The sequence below is a fragment of the Kitasatospora cinereorecta genome, assembly GCF_024172095.1.
Classification (GTDB): domain Bacteria; phylum Actinomycetota; class Actinomycetes; order Streptomycetales; family Streptomycetaceae; genus Kitasatospora; species Kitasatospora cinereorecta.
Genome location: NZ_JAMZDX010000001.1, coordinates 702,297 through 725,537, shown reverse-complemented (window position 1 = coordinate 725,537; position 23,241 = coordinate 702,297). Strand labels below are relative to the sequence as shown.

The following is a 23,241-nucleotide window of genomic DNA, read 5'->3' as shown; positions in this document are numbered from 1 at the left end:
CGTGAGATTTCCGACTGCGCCACGCTGTGCCGCGCTGTGCCGCGCCGTTCCGCGTCGTGCCGTTCCGCGTCGTGCCGTTCCGCATCGCGCCGCGCCGTGCCGCGCTGCCGCGGTTCCTTCACACCACGGCGCGGGCGGTGGCCTCCGCGCCTTCCCCGGTGGACTCCCCGGGTGCCGGCCGGTGGTCGATCATCAGGTAGGCGATGACGGCGGCGAGCAGCAGGATGCCCGCGGCCACCACGGTGGCGACCGCGTACCCGTGCACCGCGCCCTGGGCCTGGATCGCCGGGTTGCCGGGGTCGCGGCCGGCGGTTGCGAGCCAGGTGGCGGTGGCGCTGGCGGCGATGGTGTTGAGCAGGGCGGTGCCGATGGAGCCGCCGACCTGCTGGGCGCTGTTGATGATGGCGGACGCGGCGCCGGTCTCGTCGGGGGCGACGCCGAGGGTGGCCAGGCTCATGGTCGGCATGAAGACCAGGCCCATGCCGGCGCCGAGCAGCAGTTCGGCGGGCAGCACCAGGGCGGCGTACGAGCTGTCCACCTTGAGCTGGGTCAGCAGGATCATGCCGGTGGCGGCCAGCAGCAGGCCGGGGACGACCAGGTTGCGGGAGGGCACCCGGGTCATCAGCCGGGAGGCGATGCCGGTGGCGCTGAGGATGATGGCGACGGTCATCGGCAGGAAGGAGACGCCGGCCATCACCGGCGAGTACCCCTTGATCCCCTGCAGGTAGTACGTGAGGAACAGGAACAGCCCGTACATGCCGATGATCGCCAGGCCGACCGCGAGCGCTCCGCCGCCGCGGTTGCGGTCGCGGATCAGGTGCAGGGGCAGCAGCGCGTGGGTGGTGCGCCGTTCGACCAGGACGAAGGCGGCGAGCAGGGCCGCGCCGAGGCAGAGGAAGGTCAGCACCAGCCAGTCGCTCCAGCCGCGGGTGGAGGCCTCGGAGGTGCCGTAGACGATGGCGAGCAGGCCGCCGCAGCCGAGGACGGCGCCGGGCAGGTCGAGTGGGATGCGGTGGCGTTTGTCGATGTGGTCGCGGGTGAGCACGTAGGACGCGCCGACGGCGGTGACGAGGGCGATCGGGACGTTGACGAACAGGCACCAGCGCCAGCTCAGGTACTCGGTCAGCAGGCCGCCGGTGATCAGGCCGATCGCCGCGCCGCCGCCGGCCAGGGCGCCGAAGACGCCGAAGGCGGTGGCGCGCTCGCGCGGGTCGCCGAAGGTGTTGGAGAGGAGCGAGAGCGCCGAGGGGGCGAGCAGTGCGCCGAAGGCGCCCTGGAGGGCGCGGGCGGCGAACAGCATCCCGCCGCCGGAGGCGAACCCGCCGAGGGCGGAGGCGAGGGCGAAGCCGAGCAGGCCGACCATGAAGGTGCGCTTGCGGCCGTAGAGGTCGCCGATCCGGCCGCCGAGCAGCAGCAGTCCGCCGAAGGCCAGCAGGTAGGCGGTGATCACCCACTGGCGGTTGGCGTCGGAGATGCCCAGGTCCTTCTGCGCGGACGGGAGGGCGATGTTCACGATGGTCGCGTCGAGGACGATCATCAGTTGGGCGATGGCGATGACCGCCAGGGCCCACCACCGGCGGGGGTCCGCCGCGGTGTCGTCGGGGGCGTGCTGGGAGGTCACCGTGGGCCGCCTTCCTCGGGGACTCGGGGACGGGCTGCGCGCACGCAGCGCTCTCTCCAGGGAAACCCGCGAGCCGGGGACGCACAAGGCGGTTTGTGCCGGTACGGCACGATTTGGGACGAATGTCCTGGTCGGCCTGGGTCCCGGGACCCAGGCCGACCAGCGGACCGGCCGACCGACGGACCGGCTCAGAGTGCGGCCAGTTCCTCGACCAGGTCATCCAGGCCCAGCGAGCCCTGGGAGAGCGCGGCCATGTGCCAGGCCTTGAGGTCGAACTCCTCGCCGCGCGCCTCGGCGGCGGCCCGGGCGGCGGCCCGGCCACGCAGCCAGGCCCGCTCGCCCAGCTTGTAGCCGATCGCCTGGCCGGGCATGCCCAGATAGCGGACCAGCTCGCTGTCCAGGAAGTCGGCGGACAGGCCGCAGTAGAGGCCGAAGAACTCGCGGGCGGCGTCCGGCTCCATCGACTCACCGGGCCGGAACGGCGAGTCGGCCGGGAACTCCAGGCCGGCGTGCATGCCGATGTCCACGATGACCCGCAGCGCGCGCATCATCTGGGCGTTGAGGTAGCCGAGCCGCTGACCGGGGTCGGTCAGGTAGCCCAGCTCGTCCATCAGGCGCTCGGCGTACAGCGCCCAGCCCTCCAGGTTGGCACTGACGCCGCCCAGGGTGACCTGGTAGGTGGAGAGCTTGTCGGCGACGTACGTCCACTGCGCGAGCTGCAGGTGGTGACCGGGGACACCCTCGTGGTACCAGGTGGAGACCAGGTCCCAGACCGGGAAGGACTCGCGGCCGAGGGTGGGCAGCCAGGTGCGGCCCGGACGGGAGAAGTCGAGCGAGGGCTGGGTGTAGTACGGCGCGGCGGCGCTGCCGGAGGGGGCGAGCCGTGACTCCACCTTGAGCAGCGGCTCGGCCAGGTCGAAGTGGGTGCCCTGGAGGTCGGTGATCGCCTGGTCCATCAGACCCTGGAGGTACTCCCGGACCGCCTCGGCGCCCTCGATGGCGGGGCCGTCGGTCTCCAGCCACTTCATCGCCTGCATCGGGGTCGAGCCCGGCAGGACCTTCTCGGCCTCCACCCGCATCTGGGCGTCCAGGTCGTGGAACTGCTCCCAGGCCCAGCGGTAGGCCTCGTCCAGGTCCAGCTCGGCGCCGGTCCAGTAGCGGACCCAGCGGACGTAGCGCTCGCGGCCCACGGTGTCGGGGGTGGCGGCGGCGGCCGGGCCGTACACGTCGCGGAGCCAGTCGCGCAGCTCGGCGAGGGCGGTGCCGGCCACCGCGGCGGCCTCGTCCAGCTCGGCGCGGACGGACTCGGGGGCGTCCTGCACGAAGGCGCCGAACCAGCCGCCGGGCGCGTCGCCCTCCAGCCACTCGGCGATCTGGCCGACCACGGTGGTGACCTGCCGGGGACCGGAGAGCAGCCCGCGCGCGATGCCCTCGGTCAGCGTCTCGCGGTACTGCGCCATCGCCTCCGGGACACGGGCCAGCCGACGGCCGACCAGCCGCCACTGCTCCTCGGTCTCGGTCGGCATGAGGGGGAAGACCTCGCGCACGTTGTGCACCGGGGAGCCGAGGTTGCGCACCGAGACGAAGTCCTCGCCCGCCTCGTGCACGGCGAGTTCGGCGGTCAGGCGCTCGCGCAGCAGGCGGGCGCAGCGGCGCTCGGCCTCGCTGTCCGCGGCGCCGGCGGCCTCGGCGGCGTCCAGGTCGGCGAGGGTGCGCCGGGCGAGGTCGGCGAGCGCTTCGTAGCCGGCCGGCGAGAGGTCCGTGATCCGGTCGTCCTCCGGGTTGAGCCCGAGGTAGACCGCGGTCAGCGGGTCCAGTTCGGCGAGGGCGTGGACGTAGGAGTCGGCAATGCGGCGCGGGGTGGTGCCGGCTGTGTCCGTCGTGATCAGTTCATGAGCCATTCGGCCATCCTGTCGCAGCGCGGTGCGAATTCAAGCCCCTTTGGCCAGGCTCACGCGCTGGAGCGACGGCGCTGCAGTCGGTCGCGCACGGCGTGTACCGGATCCCAGGTCGGAAGCCCCCGGGTGATCGGCTGGAAGGCCAGGCCGATCAGCACCGCGCAGAAGTGCCCGAGGTCGGTGAAGGTGTGCGAGGCGACCAGCGGCACCGTGTAGAAGACCAGCAGCGCGCCGCCGTAGATCCAGCGCCAGGGGCGGGTCAGACGGTACGTCAGCACGCCCTCCACTCCGGCCAGCGCGTACGAGACGCCGACGTCCACGGTGTCGGCCATGTTCGCCGGCAGCGCACCCCGGTGGACGCCCCAGGCGACCACGCCCTCGCTGGCGTAGGTGGCCAGCACGTGGGCGGTGAGCGCGACGGTCAGCCAGCGGCCGGTGCCCAGCCAGCGTTCGGCCGGGACGTGGAACAGGTGGAAGACCACGAAGTAGAACAGGAAGTTCGCCTGCTCGGTCCAGATCAGACTGGCCAGCAGGGCGTGGACCGGCCGCGAGGTGAGCTGGTCGATGTTGGTGCTGCGCTTGGCCAGGAACCACTCCAGCGTCTCGGGGCTGAGCCGGGAGACGACGAAGCTGGTGCCGGCCAGCACCAGCAGCCACAGGTAGGTGCCGGGCGCCGCCCCGATCCAGGCCCACACGGCGTGCCGTGCGCGGGCGGCCCGCGAGGCGCTCCCCGTCCGGGCCGTCCCCCTGGCCGCCCCCTTGGCCGTCCGCCGCACGTCCTGCCGCACCTCGCCGCTCCGATCGCGCCCCGGGCCCTGAGCCACGGTCACATCATGGGCCGGTCCGGCGATCGGCCCGGAGCGACCCGCCGGGACGCGACCGGAGGGTACCCCGGTGGAAGCGCCGGCGCACGACCGGTTCCGGATCGGCGCAGGACGATTACGCTGACCGCCATGGCAGCGAGCTCCACCCCCAGCACCGACCAGGCGTCCCCCACCGCCGACCGGTCCCGGGCCGCCGACCAGGCCCCCGGTTCCCCAGCGCGCCCCGCTGCCGGCCCGGAGCGGCCCCGCCGCGCCGGCTACCGGCGGCTGCCCGTGCAGCAGCGGCGCGAACAGCTCATCTCGGTGGCCCTGGAACTCTTCGGCTCCCGACCGCCCGAGGCGGTCACCCTGGACGACGTGGCCGAGGCGGCCGGCGCCTCCCGGCCGCTGGTCTACCGCTACTTCGCGGGCGGCAAGCAGCAGTTGTACGAGGCGGCGCTGCGCAGCGCCGCCGAGGAGCTGATCGGCCGTTTCTCGGTGGCCGGGACCGGTACCCCGACCGAGCAGCTGACCCAGGTGCTCGCCCGCTACTTCGCGTTCGTCGCCGAGCACGACGCCGGGTACGGCGCGCTGCTGCGCGGCGGCTCGGTGGTGGAGACGTCCCGGACCTCGGCGATCATCGACGAGGTCCGCCGGAAAGCGCTGCGCCGCACGCTGCGGCAGTTCGGCGTGCGGACGGCGGGGCCGCGGCTGACCCTGCTGGTCCGCTCGTGGATATCAGTGGTCGAGGCGTCCGCGCTGAGCTGGCTGGACGAGGGCCGGCAGATCCCGCCGGAGGCGCTGTGCGCCTGGCTGGTCGACCAGTTCGTGGCGATGGCCGGAGCGGCCGCGGTGCACGACCCGCAGACGGCGGAGGTGCTGCACGCGCTGCTCGCCCTGGAGACCGCGGAGAGTCCGGCCGGTGTGCTGCTGGCCCGGCTGCGGGCGGTCTGGGGCTGACGGCGGCGCACCCGGGGCGCGGGCGCACGCGGACACCCATGTGCACCCGCGCCCCGGGTGGCGGTCAGGCCTTGCCGAGCACCTGCCGCTGCCGGCCGAGGCCCTCGACCTCCAGCTCGACCACGTCGGTCGGGCGGAGGAACGGCGTGCCGGGGTGGCCGAGGGTGACGCCGGCCGGGGTGCCGGTGACGATCACGTCGCCGGGCTCCAGCACCATGAAGTGGCTGAGGTAGCGGACGATCTCCAGCACCGGGAAGATCATCTCGGCGGTGCTGCCGTTCTGCCGCAGCTCGCTGTTGACCCACAGCCGCAGGGCCAGGGCCTGCGGGTCGGCCACCTCGTCGGCGGTGACCAGCCAGGGCCCGAGCGGGGTGAAGGTCTCCGCGGACTTGCCCTTGTCCCACTGGCCGCCGCGCTCGAACTGGAAGGCGCGCTCGGTGACGTCGTTGACCGCCGCGTAGCCGGCGATCACCGCGGCGGCCTCCGGGTGGCCGTCCAGGTAGCGGGCCTGACGGCCGATCACCACGGCGAGCTCGACCTCGTAGTCGGTCTTCTCGCTGCCGCGCGGTACCAGCACCTCGTCGTTCGGGCCGACCACGGTGTTGCTCGGCTTGAGGAAGACCACCGGCTCGGCGGGGATCTGGGCACCGGCCTCGGCGGCGTGGTCGCGGTAGTTCAGGCCGATGCCGACCACCTTGCCGGGCCGGACCACCGGCGCGCCGATCCGCAGCCCGTCGATGTCGGTCGGCGGCAGCTCGCCGGCGGCGACCGCCGCGGCCAGCTCGGCCGCGTCCAGGCCCGCGAGGAAGGCGCCGTCGATGTCCCGGGTACGGCCGGAGAGGTCGTACGCGGTGCCGTCCGCGGCCAGCACGACCGGACGCTCGGCACCCGCGGGTCCCACACGGAGGAGCTTCACTGCCCATCACCACCTGGTTCGTCGCAGGGCGGGCGAGGCGCACACCTCACCCGTCATAGGGTCCGAGGTATATCAACTCTTCCGCCCTGCGGAACAGTGGTCTCACCTGGTGGAATTTCTATCAATTCACCCAGGCCCGACCGCGGTCGAATCGGCCGCCCGCACCGTTGACAACGCCCGCCGGGCGTGGGTCCCGCGACGGAACCGCTCCGGCGAGCCGGGCGCCGCTCAGGTCTCCTGCAGCGGCCGGTACTCCTGCTCCCCCACCCCGAACGTCCAGGCCACCCCGGCCCGCGCCGTCCGGGTGGCCGGCGGCACCCGCAGCCAGTACGTACGGAAGGTGCCGTCCGGCTCGGCGGTGGCGTTGACCACCTCCACCATCACCACCGGCTCGTCGTCCGGCAGGACCACCCGCCACAGCACGCCGGTGTCGTCCCGGTGCACCGGCTCGGCCCCCGAGTCGGCGAGGTAGCGGTCGAAGCCGTAGTGCTCCAGCATCACCCGGCGCAGCTCGGCGTTCTCCTCGGCGCGGATCCGCTCCGGGGTCAGGCCGACCAGCCCGGCCAGGAAGTCCGGCGGCACCGGCATGCCGCGCCACGCGTGCAGCGCGAAGCCGTCGCCGTACGCCAGCGCCGGGCCGTCGGCCCGGTCCAGCCGGCCCGCCTCGTCCCGGTGCAGTTCCAGCGGGCGCTCGCTGACCAGCGCCACCCGCTCGTACGGCCACCACCAGCCCGCCCCGCGCGCCACCTCGGCCAGCGCGGCGAGCCCGGCCCCCGCGGACGGCCCGGACAGCTCGCCCGCCGCCTCGAACGCGGCCAGCCACGGCGCGTCGTGCTGGCCGAGCACCGCGTCCAGCAACGCCACCCGGACCGCCGCCCGGGCGGAGGCGGCCGCCGCGCGCTCCTCGCGGGCGGCGGCCGCCTCCGCCTCCGGGGCCAGCCGGTCGAGCAGCGCGGCCCGGATCCGGTCGGCCGGCAGCTGCGCGGTCGGCACCAGCTCGGCGCCGGTCAGCGCCCACAGCTCGGCCCAGCCCACCGCACCGAGCCGCCCGTACGCCCGCTGCCTGGCCCGCTCCCACGGGCGGGTGCGCACCGCCTCGCGCACGCTCGCCCCGGCCGCCGCGGCCTGCGCGCCGCCGGCCCGGATCCGCGCCACCTCGCCGAGCGCCGCCAGCGGCGAGTCGAACCACACCACCCGCTCGGGCTCGGCCAGTCCGGCCGCCCGGTACGCGGCGCGCACCGCCCGTTCCACCGCGGCGCGGTCGGCCGGCCCGGTCGCCACCGCCGCCCTCCGCCACCGGGCCGCCACCTCGCCGGGCGCCGTACCGTCCGCCGCCGCTTCCGCCGCACTGTCCGTCATCACACCGTCCACCGTCTCCGCCACTTCCGCCGTCCCACCGATCGCCGTCCCACCGGTCGCCGTGCCACTCGTCGCCGCCACCGCCCGCTCCCGTCAGTCCGCGACCATGCGCACCGCACCGGGCACGTACTCCCGCTGCCGCACCACGCGGTACCAGCCGCGCGGCAGCGCGATCACCGCGTGCTCCTCGTGCACCACCCGCCCGCCCTCCGGCAGGTGCAGCCAGGCCGGGCCGAACGGACCGGCCTCCCGTCGCAGCTCGCCGGGCCCCACCACGGCGTGGGCGTGCCCGGTCACCTCGCCGAGCGCCAGCACCAGCCGGCCCCGGCCGTCCCGCGGCTGCGGGGCCGGCGCGACCACCGCGGCCGGCACCGCGGTCTCCTCGACCGGCACGATCAGCACATCGCCCTGGCGGTACACGGCGGACCTCCTCCGTCCTCGGCCCGACCCCTGTCGGACGCCCGATTCGAAAGCTAGGAGGCGGCTCTGACAGCGCGTCCCCCGTTCGAGCCGCTGTCGGACCGGCCTGGTAGACAGAGGGCGGCCCCACACCTCGCGAGGAGCAGCGCATGACGGTCAACGAGCACATCGGGGAGTTCCACGGCCTCCCGGTCCACGACTTCCTGGCCGGCCGGGCGGAGGGCACCGAGCTGCCCGCCGCGTCCGCCGTCGCCTGGAAGATCGGGCTGGAGTACGACTCCCCGCTGGACTTCGCCCAGGCCTGGCAGGAGTTCCTCGACACGGTCGACGTCGCCGAGGTGACGGCCGTGGTGATCGGCAACTGGGCGCCGGAGGAGCCGGACTCCCTCGCCGAGCCGCTCGCCGCGGTGCTCGCCGCCGCCGACCGGCTGCCCGCCCTGCGGGCGCTGTTCATCGGCGACATCACGTACGAGGAGTGCGAGATCTCCTGGCTCCAGATGTGCGACATCACCCCGGTCTTCCGGAGCTTCCCGGAGCTGGAGGAGCTGGTGGTGCGCGGCGCCGCCCCGGACTGGGAGGGCGCGGGCGGCCTGTCGCTGACCCCGCTGCGGCACGAGCGGCTGCGGGCGCTGCGCTTCGAGGCCGGCGGTCTGCCCAGCACCGTCGTCCGGGCGGTCGCGGCGTGCGACTTCCCGGCCCTGGAGCGGCTGGAGCTGTGGCTCGGCGTGGCGAACTACGGCGGCGACTGGACGACCGCCGACCTCGCTCCCTTCCTCAGCGGCGCGTCCCTGCCCGCGCTGCGCCACCTCGGCCTGCAGAACGCCGAGCAGCAGGACGAGATCGCCGCGCTGGCCGCGCAGGCGCCGGTGGTCGCCCGGCTGACCGGGCTGGCACTGTCGATGGGCGCGCTCACCGACGAGGGCGCCGCCGCCCTGCTGGCCGGCCAGCCGCTCACCCACCTGGCCACCCTCGACCTGCACCACCACTACCTGAGCGAGGAGATGCAGCAGCGGCTGCGCGAGGCGCTGCCCGGGGTGGCCGTCGACCTGTCCGACCAGCAGAAGCCGGACGACAACTGGCGCTACGTCGCGGTCGCCGAGTAGCCGGTGTCCCTCGCGCTGACCGTCCTCGGCAGCCCGGGCCACCGGCGGGTGACGCTGTTCGCCGCCGCCGCCCAGGCCGCCGGGCTGCCGGAACCGGCCGTGCTGCCCTGGCTCGACGTGCTGCGCGGCCGGTACGAGCTGCCGCCCGGCACGCTGCTGCGGATCGAGTCGCCCGGCGAGGACGCGGCGGTGGACGAGCTGCTGCGCGGCCCGGTGCTCGGCGCCGGGTACGCGCCGACCCGGGTCGAGGGCGGCGCCGCCTGGTACGCCGGGGTGACGGCGGCACTGCGCGCTCTGGCGGCCCGCCCGGGCGTCCGGCTGCTCGGCGATCCGGCGGAGATCGCGGTGATGTTCGACAAGCCGCGGGCGCACGCACTGCTCTCCGCAGCGGGCGTCCCGGTGCCGCGGGCGCTCGGCGGCCCGCCGCCGCGGGACTGGTCACAGCTGCGGGAGCGGCTCGGCGCGGCCGGGCTGCGCCGGGTGTTCGTGAAGCCCGCGCACGGTTCCTCGGCCTCCGGGGTGCTCGCCGTGGAGTTCGGGCCGCTCGGCCGGGTCCAGGCCACCACCTCGGTCGAGCTCGGCCCGGACGGGCTGCACAACTCGCTGCGGGTGCGCCGCTACCGCTCGGAGGCGGAGGTCGCCGCGCTGGTCGACCGGCTGGCGCCGGACGGGCTGCACGTCGAGCAGTGGGTGCCGAAGGCCGGGCTGTCCGGCCGGGCGGCGGACCTGCGGGTGGTGGTGGTCGCCGGCCGTGCCACCCACGCGGTGGTCCGCACCAGCAGCCACCCGATGACCAACCTGCACCTCGGCGGGGCCCGTGGCGACCTGGACCTGGCCCGCGCCGCCGCCGGACCGGCCTGGCCGGCGCTGCTGGAGACCGCCGAGCGGGCCGCCGCCTGCTTCCCGCACGCCCCGATGGTCGGGGTGGACGTGCTGCCCGCCGCCGGGTGGCGCCGGGCGCTGGTCGGCGAGGTCAACGCCTTCGGCGACCTGCTGCCGAACCTCACCGGCCTGCCCGGCGGCCCCGCCGCCGGGCTGGACACGTACGGTGCCCAGATCGCCGCCCTGCTCAGCGACCTGCTCCTGCTCGCCGACCCGTCCCGGGTCACCGTCCCCGTCCCCCTCCCGCACCACCCGGAAGCCGCCCGATGAGCCACCCGATACCCGACATGAACGCCGTCGTGGGCAGCCACGACCTGCTGCTGGTCACCCTCGACACGCTGCGCTTCGACGTGGCCGAGGAGCTGGCCGCGGACGGCCGGCTGCCGAACCTGGCGGCCTGGCTGCCCGGCGGCCGCTGGGAGCGCCGGCACTCACCCGGCAGCTTCACGTACGCCTCGCACCAGGCGATGCTGGCGGGCTTCCTGCCCACCCCGGCCTCGCCGGACGGCCCGCACCCCCGGCTGTTCGCGGCCCGCTTCGCCGGCTCGGAGAGCACCGAGTCGCGCACCTGGGTGTTCGATGCCCCGGACCTTCCGGGCGCGCTGGCCGCGGCCGGGTACCGGACGGTCTGCATCGGCGGGGTCGGCTTCTTCAACAAGCAGGGCCCGCTCGGCTCGGTGCTGCCCGGGATGTTCCAGGAGAGCCACTGGGAGCCCGAGATGGGCGTGCCCTCCCCCACCTCGTTCGAGGCACAGGTGGCCCGCGCCGAGCGGGTGGCCGCCGAGCAGGCGGCGGACCAGCCGCTGTTCCTCTTCGTCAACGTCTCGGCGCTGCACCAGCCCAACTGGTTCCACCTGCCCGGCGCCACCCGCGAGCACGGCGACAGCCGGGCCAGCCACGCGGCCGCGCTGGAGTACGTGGACGCGCACATCGGCCGGCTGTTCACCGCGATGAGCCGGCGCCGTCCGTGCTTCGCGATCGTCTGCTCCGACCACGGCACCGCGTACGGCGAGGACGGCTGGACCGGCCACCGGATCGGCCACGAGGTGGTCTGGACGGTCCCGTACGCGCACTTCACCGTCCCGCAGCAGGGAGGCGACGCATGACCGCCGCGACGGCCGACTCCCCGTACCGCTCCTACGTCTACGCCTACCCGCACAAGACCGCGTACCGCCCGCTGCCCGACCGGCCGGCGCTGGACGGGCTGTGGGCGGGCGAGCGGCAGCACGCGCTCTCGCTCTACCTGCACATCCCGTTCTGCGAGGTGCGCTGCGGCTTCTGCAACCTGTTCACCCGGATCGGCGCGCCGGACGGGCTGACCACCGCCTACCTGGACGCGCTGGAGCGCCAGGCCGTGGCCGTCCGGGCAGCGTTGGACGAGGACGCCCGGTTCGCGCTGGCCGCGTTCGGCGGCGGCACCCCGACCTTTCTGACCGCCGGCGAGCTGGAGCGGTTGTGCGACATCGCCGAGCGGCGGATGGGCGCCGACCTGCGGGCGGTGCCGCTCTCGGTGGAGGCCTCGCCGGAGACCGCGACCGCCGACCGGCTCGCGGTCCTGGCCGAGCGCGGCACCACCCGGCTCAGCCTCGGCGTGCAGTCCTTCCTGGACGAGGAGGCCCGCTCGGCCGTCCGCCCGCAGAAGCGGGCGGCGGTGGAGGCCGCGCTCGGCCGGATCCGCACGGCCGGCTTCCCGGTGCTCAACATCGACCTGATCTACGGCATCGACGGCCAGACCGAGGCCAGCTGGCTGCGCTCGCTGGACGCCGCCCTGGCCTGGCGGCCGGAGGAGCTGTACCTCTACCCGCTGTACGTCCGGCCGCTGACCGGCCTCGGCCGCCGGGCCGACCAACCCTCACCCGAGTGGGACGCCCAGCGCCTCGCCCTCTACCGGGCCGGCCGCGACCACCTCTTGGCCGAGGGCTACCAGCAGGTGTCGATGCGGATGTTCCGCCGGATCGGCGCAGAATCGGCGAGCGCCGGGGAGTACGCCTGCCAGACCGACGGCATGGTCGGCCTCGGCTGCGGCGCCCGCTCCTACACCTCCCGGCTGCACTACTCCTTCGACTACGCGGTGGACGCCCGCGAGGTGCGCGGCATCATCGACGACTACGTGGCCACCGAGGAGTTCTCCCGGGCCGAGCTGGGCTGGGAGATGGACGCCGGGGAGCAGCGCCGGCGCCACCTGATCCAGTCGCTGCTGCAGGCCGACGGGGTCGAGGTGGACGGCTACCGGCGGCGGTTCGGCACCACCCCGGCCGAGGACTTCCCGGTCGAGCTGGCCGAGTTCGCCGCCCGCGGCTGGCTGGCCGAGCAGGGGCCGCACCTGGTGCTCACCCCGGAGGGCCTGGCGCACTCGGACGCCATCGGCCCGCGGCTGTTCTCGCCGCGGGTGGCCGAGCGGATGGCGGGGTACCTGCCGAAATGACGCCGCATCTGACCGTGCTCTACCGCGGCCCGCTCGCCTCCTGCGACTACGACTGCCCGTACTGCCCGTTCGCCAAGCGGCGCGACAGCCCGGAGCAGCTGCGGGCCGACCGGGCCGCACTGGAGCGCTTCGCGGCCTGGGCGGCGGCGTACCGGGACGGCGAGCTGTCGGTGCTGTTCACCCCGTGGGGCGAGGGGCTGGTCCGCTCCTGGTACCGGCGGGCGATGGTGGAGCTGAGCCGGCTGCCGCACCTGCGGCGGGTGGCGATCCAGACCAACTTCAGCTGCCGCAGCGACTGGGTGGCCGAGGGCGACCCGGAGCGGCTGGCGTTCTGGGTCACCTACCACCCGGGCCAGGTGAGCCAGGAGCGCTTCCTGGCCAAGTGCCGGGAACTGACCGCGCTCGGCGTGCGGTACAGCGTCGGCGTGGTCGGCGAGCCGGACCACCTGGCGCCCGCCCGCCGGCTGCGCGCCGAGCTGCCGGACGGCGTCTACCTGTGGGTCAACGCCGCCGACGGCCGGAGCTACACCGATGCCGAGGCCGCCGAGTGGGCGGCGCTGGACCCGCTGTTCGGCTACAGCCGCGACCCGCACCCGAGCGCCGGCCGGCCGTGCCGGACCGGCGACTCGGTGGTGTCGGTGGACGGCGACGGCACCGTCCGGCGCTGCCACTTCGTCCGGCCGCCGCTGGGCAACCTGTACGACGGCTCGTACCGGGCCCAGTTGCGGCCGCGGCCGTGCCCGCTGGCGGTGTGCGACTGCCACATCGGCTACGTCCACCTGGAGACGCTGCCGCTCTACGACGTGTTCGCGGGCGGGGTGCTGGAGCGGATCCCGCACGGCTGGTGACGGCGCCGGCCGGTCAGCCGAGCACCATCGCGGTGGCCTGGGCCGCCGTCATCCCGTCCGGGACGGCGGCGAGCCGGCCAGCCAGCCCCTTGCGGCCGGTGGCCCGCTCCAGCTCGGTCAGGTAGGCGTCGGCCTCCGCGTCGGAGCCGAAGTCCCAGACGATCAGCCGGTGCACCATGGCCACCGCCATCACCGGCGGGAGGCCGCCGCCGCCGGCGACCCGGCGCCAGGGCACCACCAGGCGGCCGAGGCCGGTGCGGGCGTCGGCCAGCGCCCGGCTCTGTTCGCCGAGGCCCTGTTCGATGGCCGGGAGGAGCTGCAGCAGCTGGCCGACGGCCCCCATCAGGTCGCCGATCCGGCCGAGGTTCACCGCCAGCTGCACCTGCGCGGTGAGGGCCAGGTCGCCCTGCGGCCCGACCTCGGCGGTCAGTGAGGGCACCAGGTCGCGCAGCCGCTGGGCGGCCCCGCCGGGGTCGCCGGCGTCGCCCATCGCGGCGGCGAACTCCAGGTGGGCGTAGAGGGTGTCCCGGTCGGCGGGGCCGAGCGCCTGGGCCATGTCGGCCACCACCTGGCCGAGCAGGTGGACGGCGGCGGCCGGGTCGCCGGCCTCGCGGCGGGCGAAGCCGAGTTCGCGCCAGGCGACCAGGGTCTCCCGGTCGTAGCGGCCGAGCAGCGCGGTCATCTCCCGGGCCACCAGTTCCAGCAGGTGGGCGGCGCCGTCCGGGCCCGGCGCGTCGCCCGCGCCGTCCCGCAGGCGGACCAGCAGCGCGCGCAGCTCCGGCGCCGCCTCGGCCGGCTCGGCGGGCGCCTCCCCGGAACTGCCCGGGGACTGCGCGGGAATCGGGGGGATGGTCACGGCCGACCTCATTCTCGGGACGTCTCGACTGCGCCCAGCACCCTATCCGCCGGGACGCCTCGGGCGGCGTCGAGTCCCCGGACCCGCAGTGCAAGGATGGAAGCGGGACCGGCAACGGCGCTCGGACCCGGTTTGAGCAGGAGGTGTCCGGTCATGGCCAAGCAGGCCCCGCAGAGCGACCCGGTGCAGGACGCACCGCAGGTCGGCGCTCCCCAGCACGCCGCGGCCGGGCTCCCGGCCGTCGGGCACAGCCTGCGGATGGCGTCCGAGCAGATGTCGCCGCGCCGGGTGCTGGCCACCCTGCGCAAGGTCAACCAGCCGGACGGCTTCGACTGCCCGGGCTGTGCCTGGCCGGAGCCGGGGAAGACGCACACCGCCGAGTTCTGCGAGAACGGCGCCAAGGCGGTCGCCGAGGAGGCCACCGAGCGGCGGATCACGCCGGCGTTCTTCGCCGCGCACCCGGTCGCCGAGCTGGCCGAGCGCTCGGGCTACTGGCTGGGCCAGCAGGGCCGGCTCACCACCCCGATGCTGCTGGACGAGGGCGCGACCCACTACACCCCGGTCTCCTGGGACGACGCCTTCGCGTTGATCGCCGAGGAGCTGAACGCCCTCGACACCCCGGACGGCGCCGCCTTCTACACCTCGGGCCGGACCAGCAACGAGGCCGCCTTCCTCTACCAGCTGTTCGCCCGCCGGCTCGGCACCAACAACCTGCCGGACTGCTCCAACATGTGCCACGAGTCCTCGGGTTCGGCGCTCACCGAGACGCTGGGCGTCGGCAAGGGCAGCGTCAGCCTCAAGGACCTGTACCAGGCCGACCTGATCATCGTCGCGGGCCAGAACCCGGGCACCAACCACCCGCGGATGCTCTCCGCGCTGGAGCGGGCCAAGCGCTCCGGCGCGAAGATCGTCAGCGTCAACCCGCTGCCCGAGGCGGGCCTGGAGCGGTTCAAGAACCCGCAGAACGCGCGCGGCCTGGTCGGCTCCGGCACCAAGCTCACCGACCTGTTCCTGCAGATCCGGCTCGGCGGCGACCTGGCACTGTTCCGGACGCTCAACCGGCTGCTGCTGGAACAGGACGCGGTCGACCACGCCTTCATCGCCGAACACTGCCACGGCTTCGAGGAGTTCGCCGCCCAGGCGAAGGCGGACGACCGAACCGAGGTGCTCGCCGCGACCGGCCTGCCCTGGGAGCAGATCGAGGAGCTGGCCGAGCTGGTCACCTCCTCCGAGAAGATCATCGTCTGCTGGGCGATGGGCCTGACCCAGCACCGGCACGCCGTGCCGACCATCCGCGAGGTGGTCAACTTCCTGCTGCTGCGCGGCAACGTCGGCCGTCCGGGCGCGGGCGTCTGCCCGGTCCGCGGCCACAGCAACGTGCAGGGCGACCGCACCATGGGCATCTTCGAGCGCCCGTCCCAGGCCTTCCTGGACGCGCTCGGCAAGGAGTTCGCCTTCGAGCCGCCGCGCGAGCACGGCCTCGACTCGGTGGACACCATCCGCGCGATGCGCGACGGCCGGGTCGGCGTCTTCTTCGCGATGGGCGGCAACTTCGTCGCCGCCACCCCGGACACCCTGGCCACCGAGGCGGCGATCCGCCGCTGCCGGCTGACCGTGCACGTCTCCACCAAGCTCAACCGCTCGCACGTGGTCACCGGCGCCCGCGCCCTGATCCTGCCGACCCTCGGCCGCACCGACCGGGACTGGACCCCGGCCGGCGCCCAGTTCGTCAGCGTCGAGGACTCGATGGGCATGGTCCACTCCTCGCGCGGCGGCCTGCAGCCTCCGGCGCCGGACCTGCTCTCCGAGGTGCAGATCGTCGCCCGGCTCGCCCGGGCCACCCTCGGCGCGCAGGACACCCTCCCCTGGGAGGAGTTCGCCAGCTCGTACGACAGCATCCGGGACCGGATCTCCCGGGTGGTGCCGGGCTTCGAGGACTTCAACGCCAAGGTCCGCCGCCCCGGCGGCTTCGCCCTGCCGCACGGCCCGCGCGACAGCCGCACCTTCCCCACCGCGACCGGGATGGCCAACTTCACGGTCAACCCGCTGACCGCCCCCGAGGTGCCCGAGGGCCGGCTGCTGCTGCAGACGCTGCGCTCGCACGACCAGTACAACACGACGATCTACGGCCTGGACGACCGCTACCGCGGCATCACCGGCGGCCGCCGCGTGGTGCTGGTCAACCCCGCGGACGCGGCCGAGCTCGGGCTCACCGAGGGCGCGTACGTCGACCTGGTCAGCGAGTGGAAGGACGGCGTGGAACGCCGCGCCCCGCACTTCAAGGTGGTGCACTACCCGGTCGCCCGCGGCGGTGCGGCGGCGTACTACCCGGAGACCAACGTGCTGGTGCCGCTGGACTCCACCGCCGAGATCAGCAACACGCCCACCTCCAAGGCGGTCGTGGTGCGCTTCGAGGCCGACAGCGGCGCCTGAGCTGTCCCCTGAATGCGGAACACCCCCGCCGGTCGGACCGGCGGGGGTGTTCGGCGTTCAGGGGCCCGGGGCCGTTCAGCCCTGGCTCGCCCCGCCGCTGCCGCTGGGCGACAGCGCCGAGGTGCCGGACCCGCTCGGCGAACCGGTCGGGCTCGGCGTACCGGAGCCCGAGGGGCTGCCGGTGGTGCCCGGCGAGGCGCTGCCGGTGGGGCTGCCCGACGGGCTCGACGAGCCGCCGGTCGAGGGCGACCCGCCGGTCGAGGGCGAGCCACCGGTGGCCGGCGGCGTCGAGGGCTGCTGGGCCGGCGTGCTGGGGGCGGCGGGCGGCGGGGTCGGCAGGGTGGACGGCTTGGCGGGCGCGATCCGGACCGCGCCGACGGGGACGTCCGGCACCTTCCAGGCGCCGCCCTTGTCGTCCGCCCCGGCGTCCGGGTCGGGCCGGACCGCGCCAAGAATCGGCATCGCGCCGATCTGCGAGACCTTGACCACGTCACCGGTGTGCGGGGCCTGCACGATCAGGCCGCCGCCGATGTACATCGCGATGTGGGTGGCGCCGGAGAAGTAGACGATCAGGTCGCCGGGGCGGATCTGGTTCAGCGGGACGTGGGTGAGCTGCGCCCACTGCTCCTGGCTGGTCCGCGGGATCGGCTTGCCGGAGTGCAGCCAGGCCTGCGAGGTGAGGCCGGAGCAGTCGAAGACGTCCGGGCCCTCGCCGCCCCACACATAGTCCTTGCCGAGCTGAGCCAGCGCCCAGGCGACCGCCTTGCGGCCGGCCTCGGACGGGGTGCGCTCGCCCTTGCCCAGCGCACCGGAGGCCAGGAACGCCAGCTGGGCCTCGTCGGCCTCCGCCTTCTCCAACTGCTCCAGCTCGCCGCGCTGGGCGCCGGTCAGCGAGCCGACCATCTGCTCGACCTCGGCCAGCTTCTTGGCCACGTCGTTCTTGGCGGTCTCCTGCTGGGCGACCAGCGTCTGGGACTGCGCCAGCGCCTGCTCGGACTGGTGCTGCAGGTCCGTCAGCGCGGCCCGGTCGGCCTTCAGCCGATCCAGGAACGCCTTCTGCGACCGGCCGGCCGAGTCCAGCAGTTCGGCGATGACCACGGCCTCGTACGGGTCCTTGGCGAGCAGCAGATCGGCGTACTCGGAGGCGTGGCCGTTGATGTACTGGGCCGCCGCCAGCTGGGAGGCCAGGTCGTTGCCCGCGTCGACGGCGATCTGCTGCCGGGCCACCTTGTCCTTGAGGTCGACCAGCGCGGCCTGCTGCTGCTGGAGCTGGGCGACCGTGCCGTTGTACTGCTCGGTGGCGGCCTCGGCCTGCTGGTAGAGCTCGTGCAGCCGGCCCAGCATCGGCCCGAGCGTCGCCTTGGCGTCCGCCAGCGGGTCGGCCCCGGCCGAGATAGTCGGCTTGGCGTCGGGCTGCGGCGCCGCGTACGCCGCCGCGCCGAGCGGAAGGGCGAGGACCACCGCCGCCAGTGCGGCTCCGCACCGCATCGCGGCCCGCACCCAGGGGCGCAGGCCCGTCGTCTCCGTTCGCTGCCCTGCCCGCATCGGCCGGCCCTCCCCCTTGGTCCTTCGTCGATCCCGACGATCCTGCCATGCCGGGCCGGTCCGGCGGCAGGTGGCACCGGTACGAACCGGCGAATTCTCAGATTGGCCGGTCGGGCCGTGTGAGACACCTCTCACCAAACCGCCACCAGACCGGACATCCGCCCCCATAACGGCTGCTCAGCGCCGCGATCTCCATGCTTTCACATCTTCTCCGCAACCTCCGCGCCACCATCGGAACCACGAATCCCGAGCCAGTTCACCTTCCGTTCACCATGCGTCCCTACGGTCGCCCGTGACACCAACGTCAGTCCGACAACTACGACGATTGTTTGGGTATGGAACACATCACGTTCCTGGTGGCCGTTGTGATCATCACGGCGCTCGCCTTCGACTTCACCAACGGTTTCCACGACACCGCCAACGCGATGGCCACCTCCATCGCCACGGGGGCCCTCAAGCCGAAGGTCGCGGTCGCCATCGCCGCGGTCCTGAACTTCGCCGGAGCCTTCCTGTCCGTGAAGGTCGCCACCACCATCTCCGGCGGCATCGTCAACGAGAAGACCGGCCTCCAGCCGTCGATCATCTTCGCCGCCCTGGTCGGCGCGATCCTCTGGAACCTCCTGACCTGGCTCAAGGGCCTGCCCTCCAGCTCGTCGCACGCGCTGTACGGCGGCCTGATCGGCGCCACCGTCGTCGGTGTCGGCATCCACGGCGTCAACTTCACCACCGTGGTCTCCAAGATCCTGATCCCGGCCGTGGCCTCCCCGATCGTGGCCGGCGTGGCCTCCTGGGGCGCCACCAAGCTGGCGTACCTGATCACCCGCAACGGCAACCAGAAGACCACCACCAAGGGCTTCAAGCGGGGCCAGATGTTCTCCTCCTCGCTGATCTCGCTGGCGCACGGCACCAACGACGCCCAGAAGACGATGGGCATCATCACCCTGGCCCTGGTGTCCGCCGGTGCCCTGCACAAGGGCGCGCAGCCGCCGACCTGGGTGATCGTCAGCGCGGGTGCGGCGATCGCGCTCGGCACCTACATGGGCGGCTGGCGGATCATCCGCTCGATGGGCTCCGGCCTGGCGGACATCAAGCCGCCGCAGGGCTTCGCCTCCGAGACCGCCGCCGCGACGGTCATCCTGACCTCCTCGCACATGGGCTACGGCCTGTCCACCACCCAGGTCTGCTCCGGCGGCATCATGGGCGCCGGCCTCGGCGGCCCGGCGGGCAAGCTGCGCTGGAGCCTGGTCCGCCGCATGGTCTACACCTGGGGCCTGACCCTGCCGGCCGCGGCCACCGTCGCGGGCATCGCCGCCTTCGTCGCCGACAAGGGCGACTGGGGTGTCGTGGTGGTCGGCGCGGCGCTGGTGATCGGCTCCGGCGCGATGTGGATGCTCTCCCGCCGCCAGCCGGTGCACGCCGACAACGTCAACGACGTGACCCCCGTCGAGGTCCCGGCCGCGCAGACCGCGCCCGGCGCCCCGACCACCGCCACCGCCACCGTCGCCGCCTGAGAGGACGACCACCATGCAGATCAAGTGGGCCGCTCTCGGCCAGACCGCCGGCGTCAGCCTCGCCATCACCCTCGCGGTGGTCGTGGTGTTCGCCCTCGGCAACCTCGCCCTGTCCCGCCGCGAGGCGGCCGCCGAGGCCGGCAACGCCAACTCGGCCAAGGGCACCGCGGCGCTGGTCGCCGCCGGTGTCTGCTTCGCCGCCTGCGCGGGCGTGGTGCTGTACGGCATCTCGCTGATCGCCGGCAAGTGACCGCAGCCTGACCGGCACGTCGCACTGAAGAGCCCCCCTCGGCCTCGGCCGAGGGGGGCTTTCGCGTACGGTCCGCCGGTCGCGTCCAGTCCGCCGGTCGCGTCCGGTCAGCCGGCGACCGGCTCCGCCGTCCGCTCCGCCGGGGCGTCCTGGACGGTGCGCAGCGGCACCTCGCGGATGAACACCACCACCGCGGCGGCCACCAGCGCGAACGGCGCGGCCACCAGGAAGACCGTCCCGACCCCGTGGCCGAAGGCGTCGGTCACCAGCGGCACGATCGGCGCGGGCAGCCGGTGCAGGTCGGGGATCTCGCCGCCGCCGAGCGCCGCACCGCCGGCCGGGCGGACGTGCGCGGCGGCCAGGTTCTCGGCCAGGTAGTGCGCCACCCGGTTGCCGAGCAGGGCACCGAGCGCGGAGACGCCCATCGCGCCGCCCATGGTGCGGAAGAAGGTGACCACCGAGCTGGCCGCGCCGAGCTCGTGGCGGGGCACCGTGTTCTGCACCGCCAGCACCAGGTTCTGGCTGGTCAGGCCGAGCCCGACGCCGGTGACGGCCATGAACAGGGCGAGCGCGCCGTACGAGGTGTGGTCACGGGCCGTGCCCAGCAGGGCCAGACCGACGGTGAGCAGCACGGTGCCGGCCACCAGGTACGCCTTCCACTTGCCGTACCGGGTGATCAGCCGCCCGGCGACGGTGGAGGCGAGCGCCAGGCCGAGGATCATCGGCAGGGTGAGCAGGCCGGCCTGGGTCGGGGTCTTGCCCCTGGCCAGCTGGAAGTACTGGCCGAGGAAGGTGGTGGCGCCGTACATCCCGATACCGACCAGGGCGCTGGCGACCGAGGCGAGCGCCACGGTGCGGTGGCGGAACAGGTCGAGCGGGACGATCGGCTCGGCCGCCCGCCGCTCGGCCGCCACGAACAGCACGGCCAGGGCCAGGCCGCCGCCGACCATCAGCGCGCTCGGCCAGGACAGCCAGGCGTAGTTCTTGCCGGCCAGGCTGATCCAGATCATCAGCAGGCTGACCGAGGCGGTGATCAGCAGCGCGCCGAGGTAGTCGATCCGCGGCTTGCGGACGGTCTGCTCGGGCAGCTTGAGGGTGCGCTGCAGCACCAGCACGGCGATCACCGCGAACGGGATGCCGACGTAGAAGCACCAGCGCCAGCCGAGCCAGTCGGTGTCGACGATGACGCCGCCGATCAGCGGGCCGCCGATGGTGGCGAGGGCGAAGACCGCGCCGAAGTAGCCGCTGTAGCGTCCCCGCTCGCGCGGCGGGACCATCGCGGCCAGGCAGATCTGGCCGAGTGCGATCACACCGCCGGCGCCGACGCCCTGCAGCACCCGGCAGGCGATCAGCTCGCCGGTGTTCTGCGAGAGGCCGGCCAGCGCCGAGGAGACCACGTAGATCCCCATCGCGGCCTGGACCAGCAGCTTCTTGCTCACCAGGTCGGAGAGCTTGCCCCAGAGCGGGGTGGAGGCCGTCATCGACAGCAGCGCCGCGGTGATCACCCAGGTGTACGCGGACTCGCCGCCGTGCAGCTCGGTGAGGATCGTGGGCAGCGCGTTGGAGACGACCGTGGAGGAGAGGACGGCCACGAAGAGGCCGATCAGCAGGCCCGAGAGGGCTTTGAGTACCTGGCGGTGGGTCATGCGGGTCCTTCGGCCGAAATTTCGTTGCCTCAAGCAACTATACACGGATAGTTGACTAGGGCAACCTTTTCGGCTCGAAGCGGGGCCCGCACCGGGGCCGGATGCGTCACACCTCGGCGGTCAGCGCGTTGAACCGCTCCAGCAGCTCGGCGAACTGGGCCACGTCCGAGGTCTCCCAGGTGCCGAGCAGCCGGCGGAACCGGTCCAGCCGGTTGCCCCGCGCCCGCAGGAACCGGGCCTCGCCGTCCGGCGTGAGCGACACCAGCGAGGAGCGCCGGTCCAGCGGATCGACCTCCCGGACCACCAGGCCCAGCTCCTCGATCACCTTGATCTGCCGGCTGATGGTCGCCTTGCCCACCCCGAAGTGCAGCCCGATGTCGGTGACCCGCACCCGGCCGCACTGCCAGATGAAGCCGAGCATGCTGTACGCGACGCCCTCCAGGCTCGGGTGCACCTGCCGGGACATCTCCCCCGCCCGGGCCCGCCCCCGCCGGAAGAGGATCCCGACCTCCCGCTCCACCGCCAGGAAGGCCTCCTCGGCCGCCGCCTCGTCACTCATGGCGCCCAGTATCGCGCAGCTCGCGCCTCCCCCGTCCGCCAAGTGTTTCATGCTATGAAGTATCCGGTTTGCCCTGCTTCCTGCCGCCGCCGAGGAGAGGACCACCATGGCCGAGCCGGCCCGCGGATTCGCCGCCGAGCTGAAGGACGCCGTCACCCCGCGCGCCGCCCTGCTGGTCACGGCCGTCCTGCTGCTGCAACTCGGCTTCATCGCCTCCTACGTCGGCGCCCTGCACAACCCCCACCCGCACCAGCTGTCGATCGCCGTGGTCGCCCCGCAGCAGCTCACCCCCCAACTGGTGGCCGGCCTGGAGTCCGTCCCGAACGACGCCGTCCGCGCCTCCACCGCACCCGACCGCGACACCGCCGAACAGCGGATCAAGGACCAGAAGATCTACGCCGCCTGGCTCGTCGACCCCACCGGCACCCAGGACACCCTGCTGGTCGCCGACGCGCGCGGCCCGGCCGCCGCCAACGCCGCCGAACAGATCGTCACCGGACTCGACAAGGCCCAGGGCCGGACCCTCGCCGTGGTCGACACCATCCCGCTCGCCGAGGGCGACGCCGACGGCCTCTCCGGCTTCTACGTCGTCGTCGGCTGGTGCGTCGGCGGCTACCTGGTCGCCTCGATCCTCGCCATCAGCTCCGGCGCCCGGCCCGCCAACAGCCGCCGCGCCGTGCTCCGGCTCGGCACCCTGGTCCTGTACTCCGTTGCCGCCGGGCTCGGCGGCGCGATCGTCGTCGGCCCGGTGCTGGACGCCCTGCCCGGCTCCACCACCGCCCTGTGGGGGCTCGGCACCCTGGTGGTGTTCGCCGTCGGGGCGGTCAGCATGGCGCTGCAGTGCGTGTTCGGCATCGTCGGCATCGGGCTGGCGGTGCTCGTCTTCGTGGTCCTCGGCAACCCCAGCGCGGGCGGCGTCTTCCCGCCGCCGCTGCTGCCCACCTTCTGGCGCGCGATCGGCGCCTGGATCCCCAACGGCGCCGGCACCGACGCCGCCCGCTCGATCGCCTACCTCGGCTCCACCAACCTCACCGTCCCGATCCTGGTCCTCGCCGCCTGGGCCATGGTCGGAGTCATGATCACCTTGGGCACCTCCGCGGGCCGTCCCACAGGTCACGTGAACCGTTAGGGGCGCGAGGAACTGCGCGACCGACCATGCACTCACATAGGGCGGTGGCCGGTCGCGCAGTTCCCCGCGCCCCTGGT

The 23,241-nt window shown here is 73.9% G+C and carries 20 protein-coding genes; 10 read left to right on the top strand and 10 right to left on the bottom strand.

Going from position 1 to position 23,241, the window contains the following annotated elements; genetic code table 11:
- Positions 1 to 118: 118 nt before the first annotated feature.
- The 3 genes from FHR36_RS03345 to FHR36_RS03335 form a co-directional block, all read right to left on the bottom strand.
- Positions 119 to 1,621 (bottom strand): MFS transporter, encoded by a 1,503-nt coding sequence (locus tag FHR36_RS03345; RefSeq protein WP_253793611.1) that lies wholly within the window; start codon positions 1,619 to 1,621, stop codon positions 119 to 121.
- 188 nt (positions 1,622 to 1,809) lie between these two features.
- Positions 1,810 to 3,522 carry a DUF885 domain-containing protein gene (locus tag FHR36_RS03340; protein WP_253793610.1) on the bottom strand — a complete coding sequence of 571 codons (1,713 nt, stop codon included), beginning with the start codon at positions 3,520 to 3,522 and terminating at the stop codon, positions 1,810 to 1,812.
- Between the two features lie 50 nt (positions 3,523 to 3,572).
- Entirely contained in the window at positions 3,573 to 4,343 is a 771-nt protein-coding gene (locus FHR36_RS03335; protein ID WP_253793609.1) for a rhomboid-like protein, read from the bottom strand.
- 129 nt (positions 4,344 to 4,472) lie between these two features.
- On the opposite strand from FHR36_RS03335, the gene FHR36_RS03330 reads away from it, so the two are divergent.
- Positions 4,473 to 5,282 (top strand): TetR/AcrR family transcriptional regulator, encoded by an 810-nt coding sequence (locus tag FHR36_RS03330; RefSeq protein WP_253793607.1) that lies wholly within the window; start codon positions 4,473 to 4,475, stop codon positions 5,280 to 5,282.
- Positions 5,283 to 5,346: 64 nt separating this feature from the next.
- Here FHR36_RS03330 and FHR36_RS03325 read toward each other — a convergent pair whose 3' ends face one another.
- From FHR36_RS03325 to FHR36_RS03315, 3 genes are all read right to left on the bottom strand, one after another.
- The gene (locus FHR36_RS03325; RefSeq protein WP_253793605.1) at positions 5,347 to 6,198 is read right to left on the bottom strand and encodes a fumarylacetoacetate hydrolase family protein; all 852 of its coding nucleotides are present in this window, start codon (positions 6,196 to 6,198) and stop codon (positions 5,347 to 5,349) included.
- Between the two features lie 228 nt (positions 6,199 to 6,426).
- The gene (locus FHR36_RS03320; RefSeq protein WP_253794698.1) at positions 6,427 to 7,557 is read right to left on the bottom strand and encodes a DUF6745 domain-containing protein; all 1,131 of its coding nucleotides are present in this window, start codon (positions 7,555 to 7,557) and stop codon (positions 6,427 to 6,429) included.
- A gap of 93 nt (positions 7,558 to 7,650) precedes the next feature.
- On the bottom strand, positions 7,651 to 7,977 hold the full coding sequence (locus FHR36_RS03315) for a DUF8820 family protein (RefSeq protein WP_253793603.1): 327 nt from the start codon (positions 7,975 to 7,977) through the stop codon (positions 7,651 to 7,653).
- Positions 7,978 to 8,126: 149 nt separating this feature from the next.
- On the opposite strand from FHR36_RS03315, the gene FHR36_RS03310 reads away from it, so the two are divergent.
- From FHR36_RS03310 to FHR36_RS03290, 5 genes are read left to right on the top strand one after another with little or no spacing between them, the layout of a single operon-like run.
- Positions 8,127 to 9,080 (top strand): STM4015 family protein, encoded by a 954-nt coding sequence (locus FHR36_RS03310; RefSeq protein WP_253793601.1) that lies wholly within the window; start codon positions 8,127 to 8,129, stop codon positions 9,078 to 9,080.
- A 3-nt stretch (positions 9,081 to 9,083) separates the two neighbouring features.
- Complete coding sequence (locus tag FHR36_RS03305) at positions 9,084 to 10,232, top strand: STM4014 family protein (RefSeq protein WP_253793599.1); 1,149 nt, start codon at positions 9,084 to 9,086, stop codon at positions 10,230 to 10,232.
- A 17-nt stretch (positions 10,233 to 10,249) separates the two neighbouring features.
- Positions 10,250 to 11,068: an STM4013/SEN3800 family hydrolase gene (locus FHR36_RS03300; protein ID WP_253793597.1), complete on the top strand. Its 819-nt coding sequence runs from the start codon at positions 10,250 to 10,252 to the stop codon at positions 11,066 to 11,068.
- Positions 11,065 to 12,387 (top strand): STM4012 family radical SAM protein, encoded by a 1,323-nt coding sequence (locus FHR36_RS03295; protein WP_253793595.1) that lies wholly within the window; start codon positions 11,065 to 11,067, stop codon positions 12,385 to 12,387. The genes FHR36_RS03300 and FHR36_RS03295 overlap by 4 nt, the downstream gene beginning before the upstream one ends.
- Positions 12,384 to 13,235, top strand: coding sequence for an STM4011 family radical SAM protein (locus FHR36_RS03290; RefSeq protein ID WP_253793593.1), 852 nt, complete (start codon positions 12,384 to 12,386; stop codon positions 13,233 to 13,235). Before FHR36_RS03295 ends, FHR36_RS03290 begins: the two co-directional genes overlap by 4 nt.
- A 13-nt stretch (positions 13,236 to 13,248) precedes the next feature.
- Here the strand turns inward: FHR36_RS03290 and FHR36_RS03285 are convergent, their stop codons facing one another.
- Positions 13,249 to 14,091: a hypothetical protein gene (locus FHR36_RS03285; RefSeq protein WP_253793592.1), complete on the bottom strand. Its 843-nt coding sequence runs from the start codon at positions 14,089 to 14,091 to the stop codon at positions 13,249 to 13,251.
- A 153-nt stretch (positions 14,092 to 14,244) separates the two neighbouring features.
- Here FHR36_RS03285 and FHR36_RS03280 point away from each other — a divergent pair, with 153 nt between their 5' ends.
- Positions 14,245 to 16,524: an FdhF/YdeP family oxidoreductase gene (locus FHR36_RS03280; protein ID WP_253793590.1), complete on the top strand. Its 2,280-nt coding sequence runs from the start codon at positions 14,245 to 14,247 to the stop codon at positions 16,522 to 16,524.
- A gap of 75 nt (positions 16,525 to 16,599) precedes the next feature.
- Here FHR36_RS03280 and FHR36_RS03275 read toward each other — a convergent pair whose 3' ends face one another.
- The gene (locus FHR36_RS03275) at positions 16,600 to 18,069 is read right to left on the bottom strand and encodes a C40 family peptidase (RefSeq protein ID WP_253793588.1); all 1,470 of its coding nucleotides are present in this window, start codon (positions 18,067 to 18,069) and stop codon (positions 16,600 to 16,602) included.
- Between the two features lie 335 nt (positions 18,070 to 18,404).
- Here FHR36_RS03275 and FHR36_RS03270 point away from each other — a divergent pair, with 335 nt between their 5' ends.
- Together FHR36_RS03270 and FHR36_RS03265 are read left to right on the top strand one after the other, a co-directional pair.
- Entirely contained in the window at positions 18,405 to 19,580 is a 1,176-nt protein-coding gene (locus tag FHR36_RS03270) for an inorganic phosphate transporter (RefSeq protein WP_253793586.1), read from the top strand.
- 13 nt (positions 19,581 to 19,593) lie between these two features.
- A complete protein-coding gene (locus FHR36_RS03265; RefSeq protein ID WP_253793584.1) occupies positions 19,594 to 19,830 on the top strand; it encodes a hypothetical protein in 237 nt (78 codons plus the stop codon).
- A 107-nt stretch (positions 19,831 to 19,937) separates the two neighbouring features.
- Here FHR36_RS03265 and FHR36_RS03260 read toward each other — a convergent pair whose 3' ends face one another.
- Together FHR36_RS03260 and FHR36_RS03255 are read right to left on the bottom strand one after the other, a co-directional pair.
- Positions 19,938 to 21,476, bottom strand: coding sequence for an MDR family MFS transporter (locus tag FHR36_RS03260; protein ID WP_253793582.1), 1,539 nt, complete (start codon positions 21,474 to 21,476; stop codon positions 19,938 to 19,940).
- A gap of 106 nt (positions 21,477 to 21,582) precedes the next feature.
- Positions 21,583 to 22,035: a MarR family winged helix-turn-helix transcriptional regulator gene (locus FHR36_RS03255; RefSeq protein ID WP_253793580.1), complete on the bottom strand. Its 453-nt coding sequence runs from the start codon at positions 22,033 to 22,035 to the stop codon at positions 21,583 to 21,585.
- A gap of 106 nt (positions 22,036 to 22,141) precedes the next feature.
- On the opposite strand from FHR36_RS03255, the gene FHR36_RS03250 reads away from it, so the two are divergent.
- Entirely contained in the window at positions 22,142 to 23,164 is a 1,023-nt protein-coding gene (locus FHR36_RS03250; RefSeq protein WP_253793578.1) for an ABC transporter permease, read from the top strand.
- Positions 23,165 to 23,241: the final 77 nt, after the last annotated feature.

Excerpts from the sequence above, each read along its gene's own strand:
- FHR36_RS03340 (WP_253793610.1), bottom strand. The coding sequence starts at position 3,522 with ATGGCTCATGAACTGATCACGACGGACACAGCCGGCACCACCCCGCGC.
- FHR36_RS03330 (WP_253793607.1), top strand. The coding sequence starts at position 4,473 with ATGGCAGCGAGCTCCACCCCCAGCACCGACCAGGCGTCCCCCACCGCC.
- FHR36_RS03320 (WP_253794698.1), bottom strand. The coding sequence starts at position 7,557 with ATGACGGACAGTGCGGCGGAAGCGGCGGCGGACGGTACGGCGCCCGGC.
- FHR36_RS03310 (WP_253793601.1), top strand. The coding sequence starts at position 8,127 with ATGACGGTCAACGAGCACATCGGGGAGTTCCACGGCCTCCCGGTCCAC.
- FHR36_RS03300 (WP_253793597.1), top strand. The coding sequence starts at position 10,250 with ATGAACGCCGTCGTGGGCAGCCACGACCTGCTGCTGGTCACCCTCGAC.
- FHR36_RS03295 (WP_253793595.1), top strand. The coding sequence starts at position 11,065 with ATGACCGCCGCGACGGCCGACTCCCCGTACCGCTCCTACGTCTACGCC.
- FHR36_RS03290 (WP_253793593.1), top strand. The coding sequence starts at position 12,384 with ATGACGCCGCATCTGACCGTGCTCTACCGCGGCCCGCTCGCCTCCTGC.
- FHR36_RS03280 (WP_253793590.1), top strand. The coding sequence starts at position 14,245 with ATGGCCAAGCAGGCCCCGCAGAGCGACCCGGTGCAGGACGCACCGCAG.
- FHR36_RS03275 (WP_253793588.1), bottom strand. The coding sequence starts at position 18,069 with ATGCGGGCAGGGCAGCGAACGGAGACGACGGGCCTGCGCCCCTGGGTG.
- FHR36_RS03270 (WP_253793586.1), top strand. The coding sequence starts at position 18,405 with ATGGAACACATCACGTTCCTGGTGGCCGTTGTGATCATCACGGCGCTC.
- FHR36_RS03265 (WP_253793584.1), top strand. The coding sequence starts at position 19,594 with ATGCAGATCAAGTGGGCCGCTCTCGGCCAGACCGCCGGCGTCAGCCTC.
- FHR36_RS03260 (WP_253793582.1), bottom strand. The coding sequence starts at position 21,476 with ATGACCCACCGCCAGGTACTCAAAGCCCTCTCGGGCCTGCTGATCGGC.
- FHR36_RS03255 (WP_253793580.1), bottom strand. The coding sequence starts at position 22,035 with ATGAGTGACGAGGCGGCGGCCGAGGAGGCCTTCCTGGCGGTGGAGCGG.
- FHR36_RS03250 (WP_253793578.1), top strand. The coding sequence starts at position 22,142 with ATGGCCGAGCCGGCCCGCGGATTCGCCGCCGAGCTGAAGGACGCCGTC.